Consider the following 18310-nt stretch of genomic DNA (forward strand, 5'->3'; position numbering starts at 1 on the left):
AGCCGGACTGCTGACCTCCGGCTCAGTTCAGTTTCTAGCTAGCTCAAGCCCCATGACGGCGCTCTAGCTAGCCGGGCCATCGGGGGCCCCTTGTCTGCGGAAGGAGGCACTCGTTCTGCGGTGGTTTTGTGTACGCCGATTATCCGGGGTTGTTCGTTGCTGGGAAAGAGGGAAGTGCGCTCACCCCTCATCCCCACGTTCGTGTCCATGCTTTCCCCGTCGAACTGCTGTAGGTGTCTGCGTCCCGGCGACAGCTCCATCCATGACCGGCTGTTGCGGACCGACCGAGTGCACTCATACCGCCGCCCTCCAGGCGAGATCCTCGATCGCTCCGTGCCCATGAGCAAATACCGCCCAGGAGCAAATCACCGCTGCCTTGATAACACCGTCTTGTGAACCCCATGCTCCAGTTATGCGCCAACGAGGATGCATCTCGGATGTCATCCGGGTCGCAAATTCGAGGTCAAGGAGGCCCGCAAATTCATGCGCACCCAGCGCGTCTAGGAACTGCAGGAACCGTCACCTCAAAGATATCCACCACGTTCTCCACAGAAGTTATTCACACAGTTATCCACAGGGCATGAGAGATTGTTCACACCCACACCCTGAAGACCGACTAAGCGTCGTTGGGTCTTCCGGCACTGACCGATAGGCAGGCTGTCCACGGTGCCTTGGTATTGCCGCGAGAAATCCACCCAGGCCCTTGGTGACCCGGCCAAGAAAAGAGCCAAGTACATAGAAAAATTAACCCTAGGACGTCGATTTAATACATCTTCACCAGTGCTTCCGGCCTCGTCCTTCCAGTCAACGATTATGTTTCACGTGAAACAGATCATGAGCCCCAACCGAAACATCGACGTGTGCGCCACCACCCCCGCTGACGTCCACTTCAGCCCGCCCCACGGAGCTTCCGTCCGAAACTAATCCACAAAGTTATCCACAGCGATATCCACCGCAGTATCCACCGCTCTATCCACCGTGGGCTGGCAAGGGCAGAAGCCTTGGACGGCACGGAGAGCCTCGCCTCGTGACGCCGCTCAGCCGCCGTACCGCAGCCCCTGGAGCACCGTGCCCACCAGCTCTCACGAGTCCGATGATGTTGGCCCGGACCGCTTCACCACGAACGACTCGACCATTCACCGACATGCAGCACCTGCCAAGGCGGAGCGAACAGCGCATGCCCAGGAGGGGGACCGGGGGAGCCGACCGGTTCTTCATCCGTGCTCCCAGCTTCGGCAATCCGCCATTGGTCACATCTCCGTGTCATGCTGCGCGGTACGCCAGTCTCGGACTGGGTGTACCGCGCCGGCACGTTTGTTGACACGCGGGACCTGAAAACGAGGAGGACCGCCGAGCTAGGTGGAAGTGCGTGGCTGCCGGCCGCCCTGCCCATATCGCGGCGGAGCTGGGCATGCCCCGGCAGACCGCGCACCGGTCGTTCAGGAGGTTCCGGGCCGAGGGGGCGGCAGGGCTGCCGGACCGCTCGTGCCAGCCCAGGTCGACACCCACACGCGCGAGTGCCAAACGTGAACGGGCAGTCGTGGACGCCCGCAGGTCCTCCCGGTTCGGTCCGCCGCGGGTCGCGGCGCTCACCGGGGTCCCGGCACGGACAGTGTGACGGATCCTGCAGCGGCACGGGTCCCGCGGCTCGCGGAGTGCCATCCGCTGACCGTGGCTCCGATCCTCACTGTCCGGACCACCGCGAACCGGTACGAGCGCGCGGCCCGGGGAACTCATCCATCTGGACCTGAAGAAGCTGGGGCACACCCCGACGGCGGCGGCTGGCGGCCAACCGCATCTTGCCATTCGGGTCAGATCGGCTCTGCTGCAGGCACGACCGACCCATAATCTGAATCGAAACGGCACTGAGTGTCCTCCACCCACGATTCACCGGCATTCCGCATTGGGAGCCCCGCGCATCACTGATCCTGGTGGAAGTGCCCCCGAGACTTCCTTGGAGCGGGAGTGACTGGCGTCCGGTGGCGCTTTCATCGTCGCTGCGCTCCCGCAGAACGCACAGTGGCAAGCTGGGGCACCCGGTGGCGCTTCATTGTCGCTGCACTCCCGCAGAACACGTAGTGGCAAGCTGGTGGGCACGGCGCAGTCGACGAGTTCGATGGGGAAGCCCCGATACCGGCGTGGCGCTGTACTGCCGTGCTGCTGTGTCGGGGCACGCTGACATGAACGAACTGACATCCATAGCCAGAACCGCAACTGGCGGAGGCCCAGGGATGGCGCGGCAGGCAGACGATTATGGTACGGCCGGCGAGCCGGCCGGGGGGATCTACAGGGCTCGCAGCTCCGTATTACCAGGCAGCCCCGTTCGACTCCGATGAGGGGCGCTCCGCCGCATCCCTTGCGAGGTTAGATTTTCCGGCTGCGTCGGCAACACATAGACTTCCATCCCGAGGCCCACGTTAGGGTCCTCAGGCTGACAACGACGCCCGGATCAACGGCCAAAGCTCGCCGGTCCGGCGCAATTAGACGGTGTCGCTCAACCCTGGGACCGCAGCAACCCGTTGGCGGTGGACCGAGCGCGTTGAGGGCAAAGGGCCACGCCATACCCGGCCCGGGCACCCACCGACCGGGCACCTTGTGACAGCCTCATTGACTGGGTCACAAGCGGGACATTCGAATCCCCGCGGTTGCCTTCAAGCGTGCGCCGCAACGACCCCACGTCGGAAGCATGCGGCGGGTTTGCAGGGTCCTAGAGCCGGCCGCGCTAAGCGGGCAGTTCCAGCAGCCGGGACGCGTGACCACCGGTGGGCAACAAACAGGAACGGGCACGTTTTCTTGAGAGGCTCAACCTTCGTGGCGCGGCCCCTGGGTACCTGGTCGATCATCTCGAATCGGTCGACCTCCCTGCCCAGCGCACCGCCGGTTCACAGCTGCAGTGCGGTCGCTCAGCCGCATCGCAGTCGCCCAGTCGGAGTTCGCGGTCGGAGTGCGCAGGACGGAGTGCGCGGTCGGCGAGCCGAGCCCCGGGCGGACGCTGACCGTCGGGGCGGCCGGGGTCAGCCGTCGAACGGATGCTTGCGCGCGGATCCGCTCTCGTCCTGCGGCCTCGCCCGGCCTACGGGGAAGAGATGAGTGCCTTGGTCTGAATTCGCCGGTCCTGTTTCACGTGAAACAGTGATCGACTGCTCGTGAGCAGATCCTAAATAAGCAACGGAAGAGGACGATGACGACCGCCCCGGGGCGACACGATTGTGGAGTCGCGGACTCTGCAGCGCCATTCCCGCCCGCACGTGGTCCGTCCAGCGACTCCGCAGTCCCAGGAAGGCCCGGCCCCGTAGGCACCGGCAGGAAGAGTGGACCCTGCACAGGGCATTTCCGAGGACCGCTGCGCTGAGAACTATGAGTTCACTATTCCGGGCAGTAGGGGTGAGTGCCTCGCTGCCTGCGATGAACACGCGCTCAAAGCTCAGCCGCAGAGTACTTCCACGCGTCCGTCCCGCGAAGTGAAGCCCCAAAATGGGCGGTCCTCCAAAGCGAAAATAGTGGGCGTCCGCGCCGGGGAAATCGTTGGGCACTGCAAAACCGGAGATAACGAGAAAGGAGGGTCTGTTTCACGTGAAACAGACCCTCCCGGAAATACTCAGCGATCTAGGACCTAGCTGGGCGCCCCAGGCGTCAGTACGTCCATGATGCGGTTCAGGTCCTCGACGCTGGCGAACTCAATGCTGACACGACCCTTACGGGCGCCGAGCGAGATCTTGACGTTGGTATCAAGGCGGTCAGACAGCGAGGACGCCAGGTAGTCCAGCCGTTCGTGGCGGGCTCCTGGGCGCGGGATGTTGTTCTTGGCCGGCGAGGCGGGGCTCTGGTAAAGGGTGACGGCTTCTTCGGTCGCCCGGACCGACATACCTTCCGACACAATCTTCTGCGCCAGCCGTTCCATGGCCGCGGCGTCCGGGAGTGCCAGCAGCGCGCGGGCGTGACCTGCCGAGATAACATTTGCGGCAACGCGCCGCTGAACCAGCGGGGGAAGCTTCAGCAGCCGCAGTGTGTTGGACACCTGGGGCCGCGAACGTCCGATCCGGTCCGCCAGCTGCTCGTGGGTAGTTCCGAAGTCCTCGAGGAGCTGCTGGTAGGCAGCAGCCTCTTCGAGCGGATTCAGCTGGCTGCGGTGCAGGTTCTCCAGCAGCGCATCGCGAAGGAGGTCGTCATCGGTGGTATCACGGACAATCGCGGGGATCGTTTCCAGACCCGCGGCCTGTACTGCACGCCACCGCCGCTCACCCATGACGAGCTCGTAGGGTTCGCCACCTTCTTCGGTTGACGTACGGACCACAATTGGCTGAAGGACCCCGATTTCCCGCACGGAGTGCACCAGCTCCGCCATGTCGTCTTCGTCGAAGACCGAGCGCGGCTGTTTGCGGTTGGGATGGATATCAGTGACTGGAATTTCGGCAAACCGGACACCGGGCACCTCAACGAGTTCTACAGAGCGATCGTCGTCTTGCTCCGACGTCGACTCGAACGGCAACTGTTCGCCGGCGTCGGGTTCGGACGCCTTGGCAGCACCAGGCGATGATTTCGGCACAGCCGTTTTCCGGGCGGGAGTCTTCTTGGACCCTGCATCGGCACCGCCGGCAGCTACGTCGGTTTTGGAAACAGCGCTGCCGGCTTCAGCGGCATCAAGAGTGACGTCAGAAAGATCATCGGCCTTGGCGCGGTCGGACTCCGGTGCCGTGGCCTGTCCGGCGTCGACGTCAAGGAGCGCCTCCGCGTCGGAAGTCTTTTTTCGGGCTTCAGGAAAGAAGAGGTCCACGGGCCGGGATGGGGCAGCGCCGTTTCCGGAGGCGTTAGCCGCGGCGGAACTTGGAATGAGTGCGCCAAGTCCACGGCCGAGGCCGCGTCGCTTATCGCTCATGGATAAATCCCTCCAGTGGAAGAGCCGGGATTCACCTGGCTCTGGCTAGTGCAATTCTTGAAAAGATTCTAACGTTCCGCGATTTCCGCTGCGGCTTCCAGATAGGACAGGGCGCCGCTGGAAGAAGGATCATACGTCATGACAGTTTGCTGGTAGCTCGGTGCCTCGGAAATACGCACCGACCTCGGCACCACGGCACCGAGCACCTGCTTCGGGAAGTGCTCCCGAACCTCGGCTGCCACCTGGGCAGCGAGGTTGGTCCGGCCGTCATACATTGTCAGCAGAATCGTGGAAACAACCAGATCGGCGTTCAAGTGCTTCTGGATCATCTCGATGTTCTTCAGGAGCTGGCTGAGTCCCTCGAGGGCGTAGTACTCGCACTGGATCGGGATGAGGACTTCACCGGCCGCACAGAAGGCATTGACCGTCAGCAGCCCGAGGCTCGGCGGGCAGTCAATGAAGATGTAGTCCAGCCGCTCCTCGCCATTCTTGGCGCGCTCCTTGGAGTACACATCGATTGCGCGGCGCAGCCGCTGCTCGCGGGCCACCAGGCTGACGAGTTCGATTTCGGCGCCGGCAAGGTGGATGGTGGCGGGCGCACAGATCAGGTTGTCGATGTCGGGGCACGGGGCCACGACGTCCTTCAGCGGGACATCGTTGATCAGCACATCGTAAATGCTGTCGACGTCTGCGTGGTGCTCGATTCCCAGAGCTGTGGAGGCGTTGCCCTGCGGATCGATGTCGATCACGAGCACGTTCAGGCCCGCGGCGGCAAGCGCGGCGGCGATGTTGACGGTCGTCGTCGTCTTGCCGACGCCGCCCTTCTGGTTGGAGACGGTGAACACCCGGGTTTTTTCCGGTTTGGGCAGTTGGCGGCCGAGCAACCGTTCGCGGCGCTTGTTTTCATGCGCGAGTTCCCGGGCGATGGGGCTGGAATCGTCGATGGAGTCCAGCACATTTCCGGAGTGTGGAAGAGAGGTTTCACGTGAAACACCGGCCATGCCGGTCGACTTTGCAACCGAAGCCGTGTGATTTCCGGAGTAGTCAAAAGCTACTGCAGGAGCCGTAAACGCCCGTGCGGACCCCAAGGACACAAACGGCGGGATCCGTTGTGTGGAGGCTTCGCTACTGCTCACTATGACACGCTCACTCTCATTCGGCTTTGACTGCCGGTTACTAGCCTAACCTCTTCCCCTCAGACTCCCCGGGCACCGGGGCCGGTGCTAGGTAATCTTTTGAGGCTTGTTCACTACGATTCGCACAACGGTGGTGGGTTCCTCGAGCAGGTCCTCACCCACCACCACCACGGACGTCTTAGTGCCGCCCAGCTTGCGGATAATCTTGGCGGCCTTTTCGATTTCCTCGCCGGCGCTGCGTCCCTTGATGGCAACGACTTCACCCTTGCCGGCCAGGAGCGGAATGGTCAGTCCGGCGAGATTGGACAGCGCGGACACGGCGCGGGCCGTCACGACGTCGGCGTTCACGAGTCCCACCGCGAGTTCCGCGCGCGTGCGCATGATCGTGACGTTCTCGAGGCCCAGGTCATCCACCACCTCCTGGAGCCAGATGACGCGGCGCTCCAGCGGTTCGATCAGGGTCAGTTCCAGGTCCGGCCGGGCGATGGCCAGGCACAGTCCGGGCAGGCCGGCACCGCTGCCGACGTCGGCGACATGGCTTCCGTGGGCAATTTGGTTCTCGATCACGGCGCAGTTAAGCACGTGCCGGCTCCACAGCCGGGGTACTTCGCGGGGGCCGATCAGGCCCCGTTCTGTCCCGGACGTCGCCAGGTGCTCGACGTAGCGGGTCGCCAGTTCCAGGCGGTCACCAAAGATGGACTCTGCTGCCTTGAGTTCGGGGGCGGTAATTTCAACCATCAAGCTAGTCAACGGTTCAGTCTGCGGAGACAACGATGTGCCGGTCGGCGCCTTCGCCTTCGGACTCGCTGACGAGCCCCAAATCGGCGACGGCGTCGTGCACGATCTTGCGTTCGTAGGCGCTCATCGGAGCCAAGGCAACGGCCTCGCCGGAATCCTTGACTGCGGCGGCGGCGTCTTCAGCAATCTTCTGCAGGTCGCCGGCACGCTCCGCACGGTACCCGTTGATATCCAAGACCAGGCGGGACCGGTTCTCCGTCGAGGACAGCACGGCGAGCCGTGTCAGTTCCTGGAGCGCCTCAAGGACTTCGCCGTCACGGCCCACAAGGCTTTCCAGCCCGGCCGATTCTTCCTCGGCAACGATCGAGATATACGTGCGACCGTTGCGGACCTCGATGTCGATGTCGCCATCGATGTCCGCGATGTCCAGCAGCTCCTCGAGGTAATCCGCAGCGACGTCGCCTTCTTCTTCGAGGCGGCTTGCGGAAACACTCTTGCCGGTGCCGGCCTCTGCGTCCTGGGATGCGTCCTCAGACGAGTCCTGGGCCGCGTCCTGGTCGTCGTCCCGGTCTTCGTCAAACTCAGCGGAAATAGCGTGTTCGGTGCTCTCGGCAGACATTACTTCCTCTTCCTGTTCTTACGTTGCGGCTGGACGCGCTGGGACTTGCCCTCCACGGCGGCGGCAGTTGCGGACGCCTCGGCTGCCTCGGCGTCGACCTTCTTGCCGCCCAGGAGAGGCAGTGCGGGCAGGCCCCTGGCGGCCCGGCGCTCGGCGAGGGCCTTGGCGGCCGGGGAACCGGGCGTAGGCATCCGGCGGATCACGAAGAACTGCTGTCCCATGGTCCAGAGGTTGGTGGTGGTCCAGTAGATCAGGACGCCGATGGGGAAGTTGATGCCGCCCACGCCGAAGACCACCGGCAGGATGTACAGCATCATTTTCTGCTGGCGCATGAACGGGCTCGCGAGGGCCTCTTCGGACATGTTCTTGGCCATGATCTGCTTCTGCGTGATGAACTGCGAGGCCGTCATGGCCAGGATCATCACGATGGAGAGGATCCACACGGCCGTTTGATTGCCGCCGCCGCCGTGAAGCAGGGAGGCCGAGAGCGGGGCGCCGAAAATGGTGGACTCGTCGAATTGCTTGACCTGTTCGGCGCTCATGGCGCCGATGCCTTGGCCGCTGAGCTTGGCGGAGCTGATGCCGGAGAGCACCTGGAAGAGGGCGAAGAAGAAGGGCATCTGGATCAGCATGGGCAGGCAGGCTGAGAACGGGTTGGTGCCGTGCTTCTTGTACAGGGCCATCTGTTCCTGCGCCATGGCCTGGCGGGACAGCTGGTCGGTCTTGCCCTTGTACTTATTCTGCATCTTCTTCAGATCCGGCTGCAGCAACTGCATGCCGCGCTGGGCCTTGATCTGCTTGACGAAGACGGGAATCAGGGCAGCGCGGATAACCAGCACGAGCCCGATGATCGACAGGGTCCATGTCCAGCCATTGGCCGCCGGCATGCCGATGGCGCTGAGGCCGTCATGGAAGCCCACCATGATGGCTGAGACCAGCCATTTGAAAGGCGCCAAGATTGTTGCAAACAAGTCCATACGATATCCCTATTCGTCAGGCCGCAGAGCGGCCTTCTCCATCAGTCTGAGCAGCCAGGTACTTGTCCGGATTGTTCAGCACAACAATTGTGGGGGTGCGGTCTGCGGGCCACTCGCATTTGCCGGCGGGGACATGGTCCACACCGCCGGCATTCCATGGGTGGCAGCGCAACAGGCGCTTGGCAGCCAGCCAGCTTCCTTTCACGGCACCGTGTACCGTGATCGCCTCAAGGGCATAGGCCGAACAGCTGGGGAAGAATCGGCACACCTGGCCGTACAGCGGCGAGACCACCTTGCGGTAGGCCATCAGCAGCAGGATGAGGATGTTGCGGGGCAGGTTCCAGACGGCAGCCGCCAACCGGCTCAGTGCCGATCCGGGCGCCGCAATGAACAGGCGGGGGACGACGGCGGCAGTTGAGTTACGCACGCGGGGTCCCTTCCTGTGTTGTCTCATAAGAACCTGGTGAAGCAGCCTCTGGAAGGCGGTTGCCCAGCCGTTTCATGGTCGTTTCCAAAGCGGCGTCATAGTCGGCGAGCAGCTGGTCCCAGCTGGCCCCCGCCGCGGCGGGCAGTGCCCGGACCACGATGGCGAACCCGCTGCCGTATTTCTGCAACGACAATGCGCCGGCTTCTCTCAGTCTCCTCTTAACGAGGTTCCTGACAACAGCGTTCCCGACACTCTTGGAAACGATGAATCCGATCCGGCTTGGTTCATCGGCAGCGAGAGCTGCCGCATATAACACTACGTTCCGGCGTCCATTGCGGACACCGGAACGTACAGTTGTTGAAAAATCGGTTGATGTCCGCAGACGGTTCCTGGTGGCTAGCACCGTTCAACTCGCACAGGGATATGGACCGACGAGTCAGTTATTAGGCCGACAGTTCGGTGCGGCCCTTGCCACGACGGGCTGCCAGGATGGCACGGCCGGCACGGGTACGCATACGAAGGCGGAAGCCGTGCTTCTTGGCTCGACGGCGGTTATTCGGCTGAAAAGTCCGCTTGCTCACGTTAGTTACTCCAGTGGATCAAAGGTGCGCCCACCCGATCAAGGGGAAGAACTGGCCGACGCTAAGTTTTGTATGTGCCACAGCTCCGACTCACACGACGCGGGGCGTCGGGGAGGTTCAAATGAAAGCGAAAAGCGGACACAAAGGACTTCACAACGTTAGGCCAAATCAGACATGAGAGTCAAACCGGCAGGGGGTCCGCAAGCTTTCCCCAGCTGTGGCTAACCCGCCCGCCAGCCTGTGGATGAGCCCGGTCACAGGCCCCTTTTGAGAACCACAACGGTGTAATTATCCACAGGACTGAACCCAGCTATCTTCTGGCGTTTTCATCCCCTACAGTGTCTCAGTAACCCCTTATCCACGGACTGTGCATAACCCTGTGGATTGAGCCGGGCCGGTGTACCGCTCCGGACCGCGTGGATGCACGTAATGCAGGCCAGCAAGTTTGAGGAACTGATTGATGACAGTAGACGAAGCCAACCAAGCCAACACTGTCGGAAGTTCCTGGCGGCGGGTTGTGAGCCTTCTGGAGAACGACCACCGAGTGTCGCCCCGGCAGCGCGGCTTCGTCATCCTGGCCCAGGCCCAGGGCCTGATCGGTTCCACCCTTCTGGTGGCCGTCCCCAACGAGCTCACCCGCGAAGTGCTGCAGACCCAGGTCAAAGAAGCCCTCGACGACGCCCTCCGCAGCGTGTTTTCCGACGAAATCCGCTGCGCGATCGACGTCGACACGGATCTGGTGCCCCTGCACACAGAACCCGAACCCGCTGTCGAACTTTCCCTGGCCGCTGACCCGACCGTGGAGTTGAAGCCGCAGCCGATGCTGCCGAGCACCTCGCACGAATTCGGCCGCCTCAACCCGAAGTACGTCTTCGACACGTTCGTGATCGGTTCTTCCAACCGGTTCGCCCACGCAGCCGCCGTGGCTGTGGCGGAGGCGCCGGCGAAGGCCTACAACCCGCTGTTCATCTACGGCGACTCCGGACTCGGCAAAACCCACCTGCTTCACGCGATCGGCCACTATGCGCGCCGGCTCTACAGCGGGATCCGGGTCCGCTACGTCAATTCCGAGGAATTCACCAACGACTTCATCAACTCCATCCGCGACGATGAAGGCACCAGCTTCAAGACCACGTACCGCAACGTGGACGTGCTGCTGATCGACGACATCCAGTTCCTGGCCGGCAAGGACAGAACCCTGGAGGAGTTCTTCCACACGTTCAACGCCCTGCACAACAACAACAAGCAGGTGGTCATAACCTCGGACCAGCCGCCGAAGCTGCTCGCCGGCTTCGAAGACCGCATGAAGTCGCGCTTCGAGTGGGGCCTGCTGACCGACATCCAGCCGCCCGAACTGGAGACCCGCATCGCGATCCTCCGGAAGAAGGCGCTCAGCGAAGGCCTCTCCGCTCCGGATGATGCCCTCGAATACATCGCCTCGAAGATTTCCAGCAACATCCGCGAGCTTGAGGGTGCCCTCATCCGCGTCACGGCCTTCGCCAGCCTGAACCGGCAGCCGGTAGATGTGGCCCTGGCCGAGATGGTGCTCAAGGATCTCATCACCGACGACGGTGCCCAGGAAATCACCTCGGCCCAGATCCTCACGCAGACGGCCGACTACTTCAAGCTCAGCATGGAAGAACTCTGCAGCAAGTCGCGCACCCGCACGCTGGTGACCGCACGGCAGATCGCGATGTACCTGTGCCGGGAGCTCACGGACATGTCCCTGCCCAAGATCGGGCAGGAGCTGGGCGGCCGGGACCACACCACCGTGATCCATGCCGACCGCAAGATCCGCGAACTCATGGCCGAGCGTCGGGTCATCTACAACCAGGTGACCGAGCTGACCAACCGGATCAAGCAGCAGCAGCGTAATTCCTGAGCCCTCCGTCGGCGCACTCTTACCTTATTAACAGGGCCCTGTGGACAACCCTGTGGATACTTAAGGGGACAACCGCGGTTAATGGGCTTAAAACCCTTAAGGCGCCTGTGGATCGGCGAATCGACCAAAAAACTTGTCCCCATCCACACCCTGTTTAAAACCTGCTCCGCCCACAGTCCATGAACAGGGCTTAACCGCGGATTCGCACGGCAGGATCGAGTTATCCACAGTTTCCACAGCAGTTATTAACACTACTAATCCCAAGAAAATGAAATTCCCTCAAACAACAATCTCCTTCCCACCTCCGAGCAGTGCCCCGGCCCGTTCCGGCCCGGCACAGAAGACCGGGCCGGCGAACAACACTGATGTAACCCGGGGATGGGAGAAACGCTCACCTTGGGGCTAAGCTGTCAGCAGTGCGTCCGTCCCGGACATCTTTTGTGGTTCCCTACCGGGCCATGAGGCCCGGGGAGGGCGGACGATTCCCTTGTTAGCGGAGTTCGGCATCCCTGCCGAGGTCCGCGGCAGCTTGAGCAGTCTTAGCGATTTTCAGCACTAACAGCAGCAATGAAAGGCGGCACCCTTCCGTGAAGTTCAGAGTCGAACGGGACGTCCTGGCAGAAGCCGTGACATGGACCGCCCGGTCGTTGTCTCCGCGGCCGCCCGTTCCCGTACTTTCAGGCCTTCTCCTGAAAGCTGAAGCCGGTACCGTCAGCCTCTCGAGCTTCGATTACGAGACCTCCGCAAGGCTCGAAATCCCTGCTGACATCAGCACCGAAGGCACCATCCTGGTATCGGGCCGCCTTCTCGCGGACATCTGCCGCAGCCTGCCGTCCGCACCCGTCGAGGTCGAAACCGACGGCAACAAGGTGACACTCACATGCCGCCGGAGCAGCTTCCACTTGGCCACGATGCCCGAGGCCGAATATCCGCCGCTGCCGGCCCTGCCGACCATCAGCGGCACCGTTCCCGGCGATTCCTTCGCCCAGGCGGTATCCCAGGTGATCATCGCGGCCAGCAAGGACGACACCCTGCCGATCCTGACCGGCGTGCGGATGGAAATCGAGGACGACCTCATCACCCTCCTGGCCACCGACCGCTACCGCCTGGCCATGCGGGAAGTCCCCTGGAAGCCGGTGACCCCCGGCATCTCCACGAGCGCTCTGGTCAAGGCCAAGACCCTCAACGAAGTGGCAAAAACACTGGGCAGCAGCGGTGACATCAACATCGCCCTCGCCGACGACGACAGCCGGCTGATCGGCTTCGAGAGCGGCGGCAGGACCACCACCTCGCTCCTGGTGGACGGCGACTACCCGAAGATCCGTTCGCTTTTCCCGGACTCCACCCCCATCCACGCCACCGTGCAGACCCAGGAGCTGGTGGAAGCCGTCCGCCGCGTCTCGCTCGTGGCCGAACGCAACACCCCTGTCCGGCTCGCCTTCACCCAGGGCCAGCTGCACCTGGACGCCGGCACCGGCGAGGACGCCCAGGCCTCCGAAGAGCTCGAAGCCCAGTTGTCCGGTGAGGACATCACCGTGGCCTTCAACCCGCACTACCTGATCGAGGGCCTGAGCGTCATCGAAACCAAGTTCGTGCGCTTCTCCTTCACCACCGCACCCAAGCCGGCCATGATTACAGCCCAGCAGGACGCCGAGGGCGAGGACCAGGGCGACTACCGCTACCTCGTCATGCCCGTCCGGCTGCCCAACTAGCCCGCACTGCTGCTCCGGACCTCCGGAGCAGCAGCAGCAGCTGTTGGCCGGCACGGCCGTCCCCAACGAAGCACCCAGCGCAGAAAAGAGTTCATCCCGTGCACATCGGACTAGTCGGCCTTGGAAAAATGGGCTTCAACATGCGCGAACGACTGCGCAACGGCGGGATCGAGGTCACCGGTTTTGACCGCAACCCCGACGTTGCCGACGTCGCTACCCTGGACGAACTCATCGCCGCCCTCCCGGCGCCGCGCGTGATCTGGGTCATGGTGCCCTCGGGCGACATCACCGACGCCGTGATCACCGAACTCGGCACCAAGCTCGACGCCGGTGACCTCGTGATCGACGGCGGCAACTCCCGGTTCACGGAAGACCAGAAGCACGGTGCCGCGCTGGCCGAAAAGGGAATCCACTTTGCAGACTGCGGCGTGTCCGGCGGGGTCTGGGGCCTCCAGAACGGCTACGGCCTCATGGCGGGCGGCGATGCCGCGGATATCGAACGCGCCCTCCCCGTCTTCGACGCCCTCCGTCCCGCGGGCGACCGGGCCGACAGCTTCGTGCACGTCGGCGGTGTCGGTGCCGGCCACTACGCCAAGATGGTCCACAACGGGATCGAATACGGCCTGATGCAGGCCTACGCCGAGGGATACGAACTCCTGGCCGCGAAGGAAATCGTCGCCGATCTTCCAGGGACTTTCCGAGCCTGGCAAAAAGGGACGGTCGTGCGCTCTTGGCTCCTGGACCTCATGGTCAAGGCCCTTGACGAGGACCCCGGACTGGAATCCATCTCCGACTACGTCGAGGATTCGGGCGAAGGCCGCTGGACCGTCGAGGAGGCTATTGCCAACGCCGTGCCGGCACCGGCGATCACGGCTGCGCTGTTCGCCAGGTTCTCCTCCCGCGAGGACAACTCGCCGGCCATGAAGATGGTGTCCGCGCTGCGCCACCAGTTCGGCGGCCATGCGACCCGGCCGGCCAATTAATCCTGCCTGTAAAGTCCTGAATCCCGCGTGTACCTAGAAAAACTCTCGCTCACAGATTTCCGCAGCTATGCCCAGGTCGATCTAGCCCTTGAGCCCGGAGTCACCGTCCTGGTGGGCTCCAACGGCATCGGCAAGACCAACCTGATGGAAGCGATCGGGTATCTGGCCACGCTCAACTCGCACCGGGTGAGCACGGACGCGCCGCTGCTGCGCTTTGGTGCCGAGCGGGCGATGATCCGGGCAAAGCTGGTCCGTGGCGAGCAATCGACCGTGCTGGAACTGGAAATCAACGCGGCGCGGGCCAATCGCGGACGCATCAACCGGAGCAATCCGGTCCGCGCCAGGGACCTGCTTGGCATCTGTCAGACTGTGCTCTTCGCTCCGGAAGACCTGGCGCTGGTCAAGGGCGATCCGTCCAGCCGCCGCCGGTTCCTGGACGAGCTTCTGGTCAGCCTCATGCCGCGCCACGCCGCGACCAGGAGTGACTACGACCGGGTCCTTAAGCAGCGCAACGCACTGCTTAAGTCGGCCCGGGCCGGGAAGTTCAGCGCCGGGCACGAGGCAACACTGGATGTCTGGGACCAGCACATGGCCAGGGCCGGGGCCGAACTGCTGCACGCGCGCCTCGAGCTGGTGGACCGCCTGCAACCGCACCTGAAGAACGCCTACGCGCAGCTGACCGACGGCTCCAAGGAGGCCGCTGCGGTGTACCGTTCCACGCTGCAGGACATCCTGGACGACGACGGCGCTGGGGCCAGTTCTGGAGCCAGAGCTGCGGACGGCGCCGCCGCAGTGACCGATGCCGATGCGGCTGCCGCACCGGCGGAGGACCTGCGCCTGCTCTCCGTCGAGCAGCTCACCGACCGCTACATCCAGGCCTTTGTCGCCGCCCGCCGCAAGGAACTGGAACGGGGCATCTCACTGGTCGGGCCGCATCGCGATGAGCTTGAGCTCGTGCTTGGATCGGCCCCGGCCAAGGGCTACGCCTCGCACGGAGAAACCTGGTCCATGTGCCTGTCTCTGCGCCTGGCCTCCTACTACGTCATGCTCGACGATGCCCGTACTGGCGGCTCGCCCCCGATCCTGATCCTGGACGACGTTTTTGCCGAACTTGATGTCCAGCGGCGGCGTAAACTGGCGGCAATAGTATCCGGCGCCGAGCAGGTGCTTGTCACTGCCGCCGTCGAGGACGATATCCCGGCGGAACTGACCGGACGGCGGGTGAAGGTCATCCCGGGAGGAATCGATGAGCAGGATAATCGATGAATAAGGATACCGACGGCGGCCTGCAGCCGGGCCGGGATCCCGACGACATCGATGCCGCCCAGGCAGCACTGAACCGGATGCGCGACGCCGCAGCGGCCCGGGGTGAAATCCGGCGGGCGCTCCCGCGTTCCGGTGCCGGCGCCCAGAAACCCGCCCGCGCCGCGCGGGGAACCCGCGGGTTCTCCCAATTCCATGGCACCGGCCGGGACCCGCTGGGTCTGGGAAAGGTCGTGGGACGCCTCGTGGCCGAACGAGGCTGGAGCTCGCCGGTGGCCGTCGGCTCCGTCATGGCTCAGTGGGCGGTGCTGGTGGGCCCGGAGATCTCGGCGCACTGCACTCCGGAGAGTTTTACGGACACCACCTTGCATGTTCGCACCGATTCCACGGCATGGGCGACCCAGCTGCGCCTGCTGAGCAGCAGCCTGCTGGAAAAATTCCGCACCGAGCTTGGCGACGGCGTGGTCACCAGCATCCAAGTGCTCGGACCCGCCGCCCCGAGCTGGCGCAAGGGCCTCCGGACGGTCAACGGCCGCGGGCCCCGCGACACGTACGGATAGCCGCGCGGCCCCAACCGCGCACCGGATGTGAAGCACTTCTTGCAAAAACTCTTGAAAAATCCGCAAGTGGCGTGTAGGGCGCTCGAACGCCCCGGAGTCGTATAGGCACCCTAGGGACGGACCCCGAAAGCCTTGCAGGGGGAGCCAGCGGCCTCTCAGCGGCACTTTCCCGCCCGTTTGGCGCCCTGGAATGCGGGTTTGGGTCCAATAACACGATAGAATCGGTGTAGATAACTGGGCGCCGGTGAAGCGTTGACTGAGTCCGTTTCCGACGCAATTTTAGCGTGCGGCGGACGGACCCAAGTCAGCGGAACACCCGGCGTCGTCAGTGACGTGCCTGTTGGCAGGAGCCTTTTCCACGGAAGAGGCAAGGGCCGGCCTTCAACGAACATAGAGGAGTCGAAAGCGCCTGTGGCTAACGACAATGCAGAGATCCCGGCAGTGGAAGACGTAGCGGAAGCGGTAGTGCAAGTCGCGGCAGCGGCGTCGTCGTCGGGGACCGCGACATCGCGCGAATACGGCGCCAGCGACATCACCGTACTTGAAGGTCTGGAAGCGGTCCGGAAACGTCCCGGCATGTACATCGGTTCCACCGGTCCCCGCGGCCTGCACCACCTCGTTTACGAGGTGGTGGACAACTCGGTTGATGAGGCACTGGCCGGCTACTGCACCCACATCGAAATCGTGCTGCAGGCCGACGGCGGCGTCAAAGTTGTGGACGACGGCCGCGGCATCCCGGTCGACATGCACCCGACCGAGCACAAACCCACGGTGGAGGTCGTCATGACTATCCTGCACGCCGGCGGCAAATTCGGCGGGGGTGGCTACGCGGTCTCCGGCGGCCTGCACGGCGTCGGCATCTCGGTGGTCAACGCGCTTTCCAGCAGGGTCAACACCGAAGTCCGCCGCCAGGGCCACGTCTGGCGGATGTCCTTCGCCGACGGCGGCAAACCGCAGGGCGGCCTGGTCCAGGGCGAGGAAACCTCCGAGACCGGAACCACGCAAACGTTCTACCCGGACGCCGGCATCTTCGAGACCACGGTGTTCGACTTCGAGACGCTGCGCGCACGCTTCCAGCAGATGGCGTTTCTGAACAAGGGACTGCGCATCACTCTGACCGACGAGCGCCGCGTCCCGGAGGAGCCGTCCGACGACGCCGACCTGGACCTGGACGCCGTCCACACCGAAGGCGAAGTCCCCGCGGAATTCCACACCGTGGTCTACCAGTACGACGACGGCCTGCTGGACTACGTCAAGCACCTGAACTCCGGCAAGAAGGTTGATGTGGTCCACGAGGACGTCATCGCCTTCGAGACCGAGGACACGGAACGGCACATTGCCCTGGAAATGGCGATGCAGTGGACCAACGCGTATTCCGAGAGCGTCCACACCTACGCCAATACCATCAACACGCACGAGGGCGGCACCCACGAAGAGGGCTTCCGCGCCGCGATGACCTCCCTCATCAACCGCTATGCGCGGGAGAAGAACATCATCAAGGAAAAGGAAGACAACCTCACCGGAGACGACATCCGCGAGGGCCTGACGGCAGTCATTTCCGTGAAGCTTTCCGAGCCGCAGTTCGAAGGCCAGACCAAGACCAAGCTCGGCAACTCCGAGGTCAAGGGCTTTGTCCAGCGTGTTGTCACCGACGGCTTGGGCGACTGGCTCGAGCGCAACCCCGGCCCCGCCCGGGACGTCATCCGCAAAGCCATTTCCGCAGCCCAGGCACGCATGGCGGCACGGAAGGCCCGCGACAACGCCCGCCGCAAAAGCCCGCTGGAGTCCTTCGGAATGCCCGGCAAGCTGTCGGACTGCTCTTCGAAGAACCCGGAGAACTGCGAGGTCTACATCGTGGAGGGTGACTCGGCCGGTGGTTCCGCCAAGCGCGGCCGCAACCCGGAGACTCAGGCCATCCTGCCGCTCCGCGGCAAGATCCTCAACGTGGAACGGGCCCGCCTGGACAAGGCGCTCGGCAATACCGAGGTCCAGTCCATGATCACGGCCTTCGGCACTGGCATTGGCGAGGACTTCGACCTCGCCAAGCTGCGCTACCACAAGATCGTGCTCATGGCCGATGCCGACGTCGACGGCCAGCACATCACCACGCTGCTGATGACCCTGCTGTTCCGCTACATGCGCCCGCTGATCGAGAATGGCTACGTCTACCTCGCCCAGCCGCCGCTGTACCGGATCAAGTGGTCCAATGCCCCGCACGACTACGTCTACAGCGACCGGGAACGCGACGCGAAGCTGCTCTCCGGCCAGGCTGCGGGCCGCCGTATTCCCAAGGACAACGGCATCCAGCGCTACAAGGGCCTGGGCGAGATGGACTACACGGAACTCTGGGACACCACCATGGACCCGGACCACCGCACCCTCCTGCAGGTCACCATGGACGACGCCTTGGCGGCGGACCAGACCTTCTCCGTCCTGATGGGCGAGGACGTTGAATCGCGCCGAAACTTCATTCAGCAGAACGCCAAGGACGTTCGGTTCCTGGACATCTAGCGGCTTCCGAGCCCTGAATATGCCCGGACTGATATATACCTGAAA

General features: G+C 63.5%; 13 protein-coding genes and 2 pseudogenes. 7 read left to right on the forward strand and 8 right to left on the reverse strand.

Annotated features, from left to right (window positions below; all coding sequences use genetic code 11):
• Positions 1–1381: 1381 nt before the first annotated feature.
• A pseudogene (locus BLQ10_RS22720) lies at positions 1382–1788 on the forward strand (leucine zipper domain-containing protein); the annotation flags it as partial.
• A 1825-nt stretch (positions 1789–3613) separates the two neighbouring features.
• Here BLQ10_RS22720 and BLQ10_RS08605 read toward each other — a convergent pair.
• The 8 genes from BLQ10_RS08605 to rpmH form a co-directional block, all read right to left on the reverse strand.
• On the reverse strand, positions 3614–4876 hold the full coding sequence (locus BLQ10_RS08605) for a ParB/RepB/Spo0J family partition protein (RefSeq protein ID WP_091560731.1): 1263 nt from the start codon (positions 4874–4876) through the stop codon (positions 3614–3616).
• Between the two features lie 68 nt (positions 4877–4944).
• Entirely contained in the window at positions 4945–6012 is a 1068-nt protein-coding gene (locus BLQ10_RS08610) for a ParA family protein (protein ID WP_091560733.1), read from the reverse strand.
• 87 nt (positions 6013–6099) lie between these two features.
• Positions 6100–6750: a 16S rRNA (guanine(527)-N(7))-methyltransferase RsmG gene (gene rsmG / locus BLQ10_RS08615; RefSeq protein ID WP_091560735.1), complete on the reverse strand. Its 651-nt coding sequence runs from the start codon at positions 6748–6750 to the stop codon at positions 6100–6102.
• A gap of 16 nt (positions 6751–6766) precedes the next feature.
• A complete protein-coding gene (locus BLQ10_RS08620) occupies positions 6767–7369 on the reverse strand; it encodes a Jag family protein (RefSeq protein WP_091560737.1) in 603 nt (200 codons plus the stop codon).
• Positions 7369–8346 carry a membrane protein insertase YidC gene (yidC, locus tag BLQ10_RS08625; RefSeq protein ID WP_091560738.1) on the reverse strand — a complete coding sequence of 326 codons (978 nt, stop codon included), beginning with the start codon at positions 8344–8346 and terminating at the stop codon, positions 7369–7371. Before yidC ends, BLQ10_RS08620 begins: the two co-directional genes overlap by 1 nt.
• A 16-nt stretch (positions 8347–8362) precedes the next feature.
• The gene (yidD, locus tag BLQ10_RS08630) at positions 8363–8773 is read right to left on the reverse strand and encodes a membrane protein insertion efficiency factor YidD (RefSeq protein ID WP_254785477.1); all 411 of its coding nucleotides are present in this window, start codon (positions 8771–8773) and stop codon (positions 8363–8365) included.
• The gene (gene rnpA, locus BLQ10_RS08635; protein ID WP_091560741.1) at positions 8766–9176 is read right to left on the reverse strand and encodes a ribonuclease P protein component; all 411 of its coding nucleotides are present in this window, start codon (positions 9174–9176) and stop codon (positions 8766–8768) included. The genes yidD and rnpA overlap by 8 nt, the downstream gene beginning before the upstream one ends.
• A 40-nt stretch (positions 9177–9216) precedes the next feature.
• On the reverse strand, positions 9217–9354 hold the full coding sequence (gene rpmH, locus BLQ10_RS08640) for a 50S ribosomal protein L34 (RefSeq protein WP_003800212.1): 138 nt from the start codon (positions 9352–9354) through the stop codon (positions 9217–9219).
• A 460-nt stretch (positions 9355–9814) separates the two neighbouring features.
• On the opposite strand from rpmH, the gene dnaA reads away from it, so the two are divergent.
• The 6 genes and pseudogenes from dnaA (at position 9815) to gyrB (ending at position 18265) form a co-directional block, all read left to right on the forward strand.
• On the forward strand, positions 9815–11236 hold the full coding sequence (gene dnaA, locus BLQ10_RS08645) for a chromosomal replication initiator protein DnaA (protein ID WP_018775671.1): 1422 nt from the start codon (positions 9815–9817) through the stop codon (positions 11234–11236).
• Positions 11237–11823: 587 nt separating this feature from the next.
• On the forward strand, positions 11824–12948 hold the full coding sequence (dnaN, locus tag BLQ10_RS08650) for a DNA polymerase III subunit beta (RefSeq protein ID WP_091560743.1): 1125 nt from the start codon (positions 11824–11826) through the stop codon (positions 12946–12948).
• A 35-nt stretch (positions 12949–12983) separates the two neighbouring features.
• Positions 12984–13931, forward strand: a pseudogene (gnd, locus tag BLQ10_RS08655) (phosphogluconate dehydrogenase (NAD(+)-dependent, decarboxylating)); the annotation flags it as partial.
• A 27-nt stretch (positions 13932–13958) separates the two neighbouring features.
• The gene (gene recF, locus BLQ10_RS08660; RefSeq protein WP_091560747.1) at positions 13959–15197 is read left to right on the forward strand and encodes a DNA replication/repair protein RecF; all 1239 of its coding nucleotides are present in this window, start codon (positions 13959–13961) and stop codon (positions 15195–15197) included.
• Positions 15194–15754, forward strand: a complete 561-nt coding sequence (locus BLQ10_RS08665; protein WP_091560749.1) for a DciA family protein — start codon at positions 15194–15196, stop codon at positions 15752–15754. Before recF ends, BLQ10_RS08665 begins: the two co-directional genes overlap by 4 nt.
• A gap of 465 nt (positions 15755–16219) precedes the next feature.
• Positions 16220–18265 carry a DNA topoisomerase (ATP-hydrolyzing) subunit B gene (gene gyrB / locus BLQ10_RS08670; protein WP_302847303.1) on the forward strand — a complete coding sequence of 682 codons (2046 nt, stop codon included), beginning with the start codon at positions 16220–16222 and terminating at the stop codon, positions 18263–18265.
• Positions 18266–18310: the final 45 nt, after the last annotated feature.

It is taken from the genome of Arthrobacter sp. ok362 (assembly GCF_900102785.1).
Taxonomy (GTDB): domain Bacteria; phylum Actinomycetota; class Actinomycetes; order Actinomycetales; family Micrococcaceae; genus Arthrobacter.

Coding starts and splice junctions, on each gene's coding strand:
- BLQ10_RS08605 (WP_091560731.1), bottom strand. CDS start 4,876: ATGAGCGATAAGCGACGCGGCCTCGGCCGTGGACTTGGCGCACTCATT.
- rsmG (WP_091560735.1), bottom strand. CDS start 6,750: ATGGTTGAAATTACCGCCCCCGAACTCAAGGCAGCAGAGTCCATCTTT.
- BLQ10_RS08620 (WP_091560737.1), bottom strand. CDS start 7,369: ATGTCTGCCGAGAGCACCGAACACGCTATTTCCGCTGAGTTTGACGAA.
- yidC (WP_091560738.1), bottom strand. CDS start 8,346: ATGGACTTGTTTGCAACAATCTTGGCGCCTTTCAAATGGCTGGTCTCA.
- dnaA (WP_018775671.1), top strand. CDS start 9,815: ATGACAGTAGACGAAGCCAACCAAGCCAACACTGTCGGAAGTTCCTGG.
- BLQ10_RS08665 (WP_091560749.1), top strand. CDS start 15,194: ATGAATAAGGATACCGACGGCGGCCTGCAGCCGGGCCGGGATCCCGAC.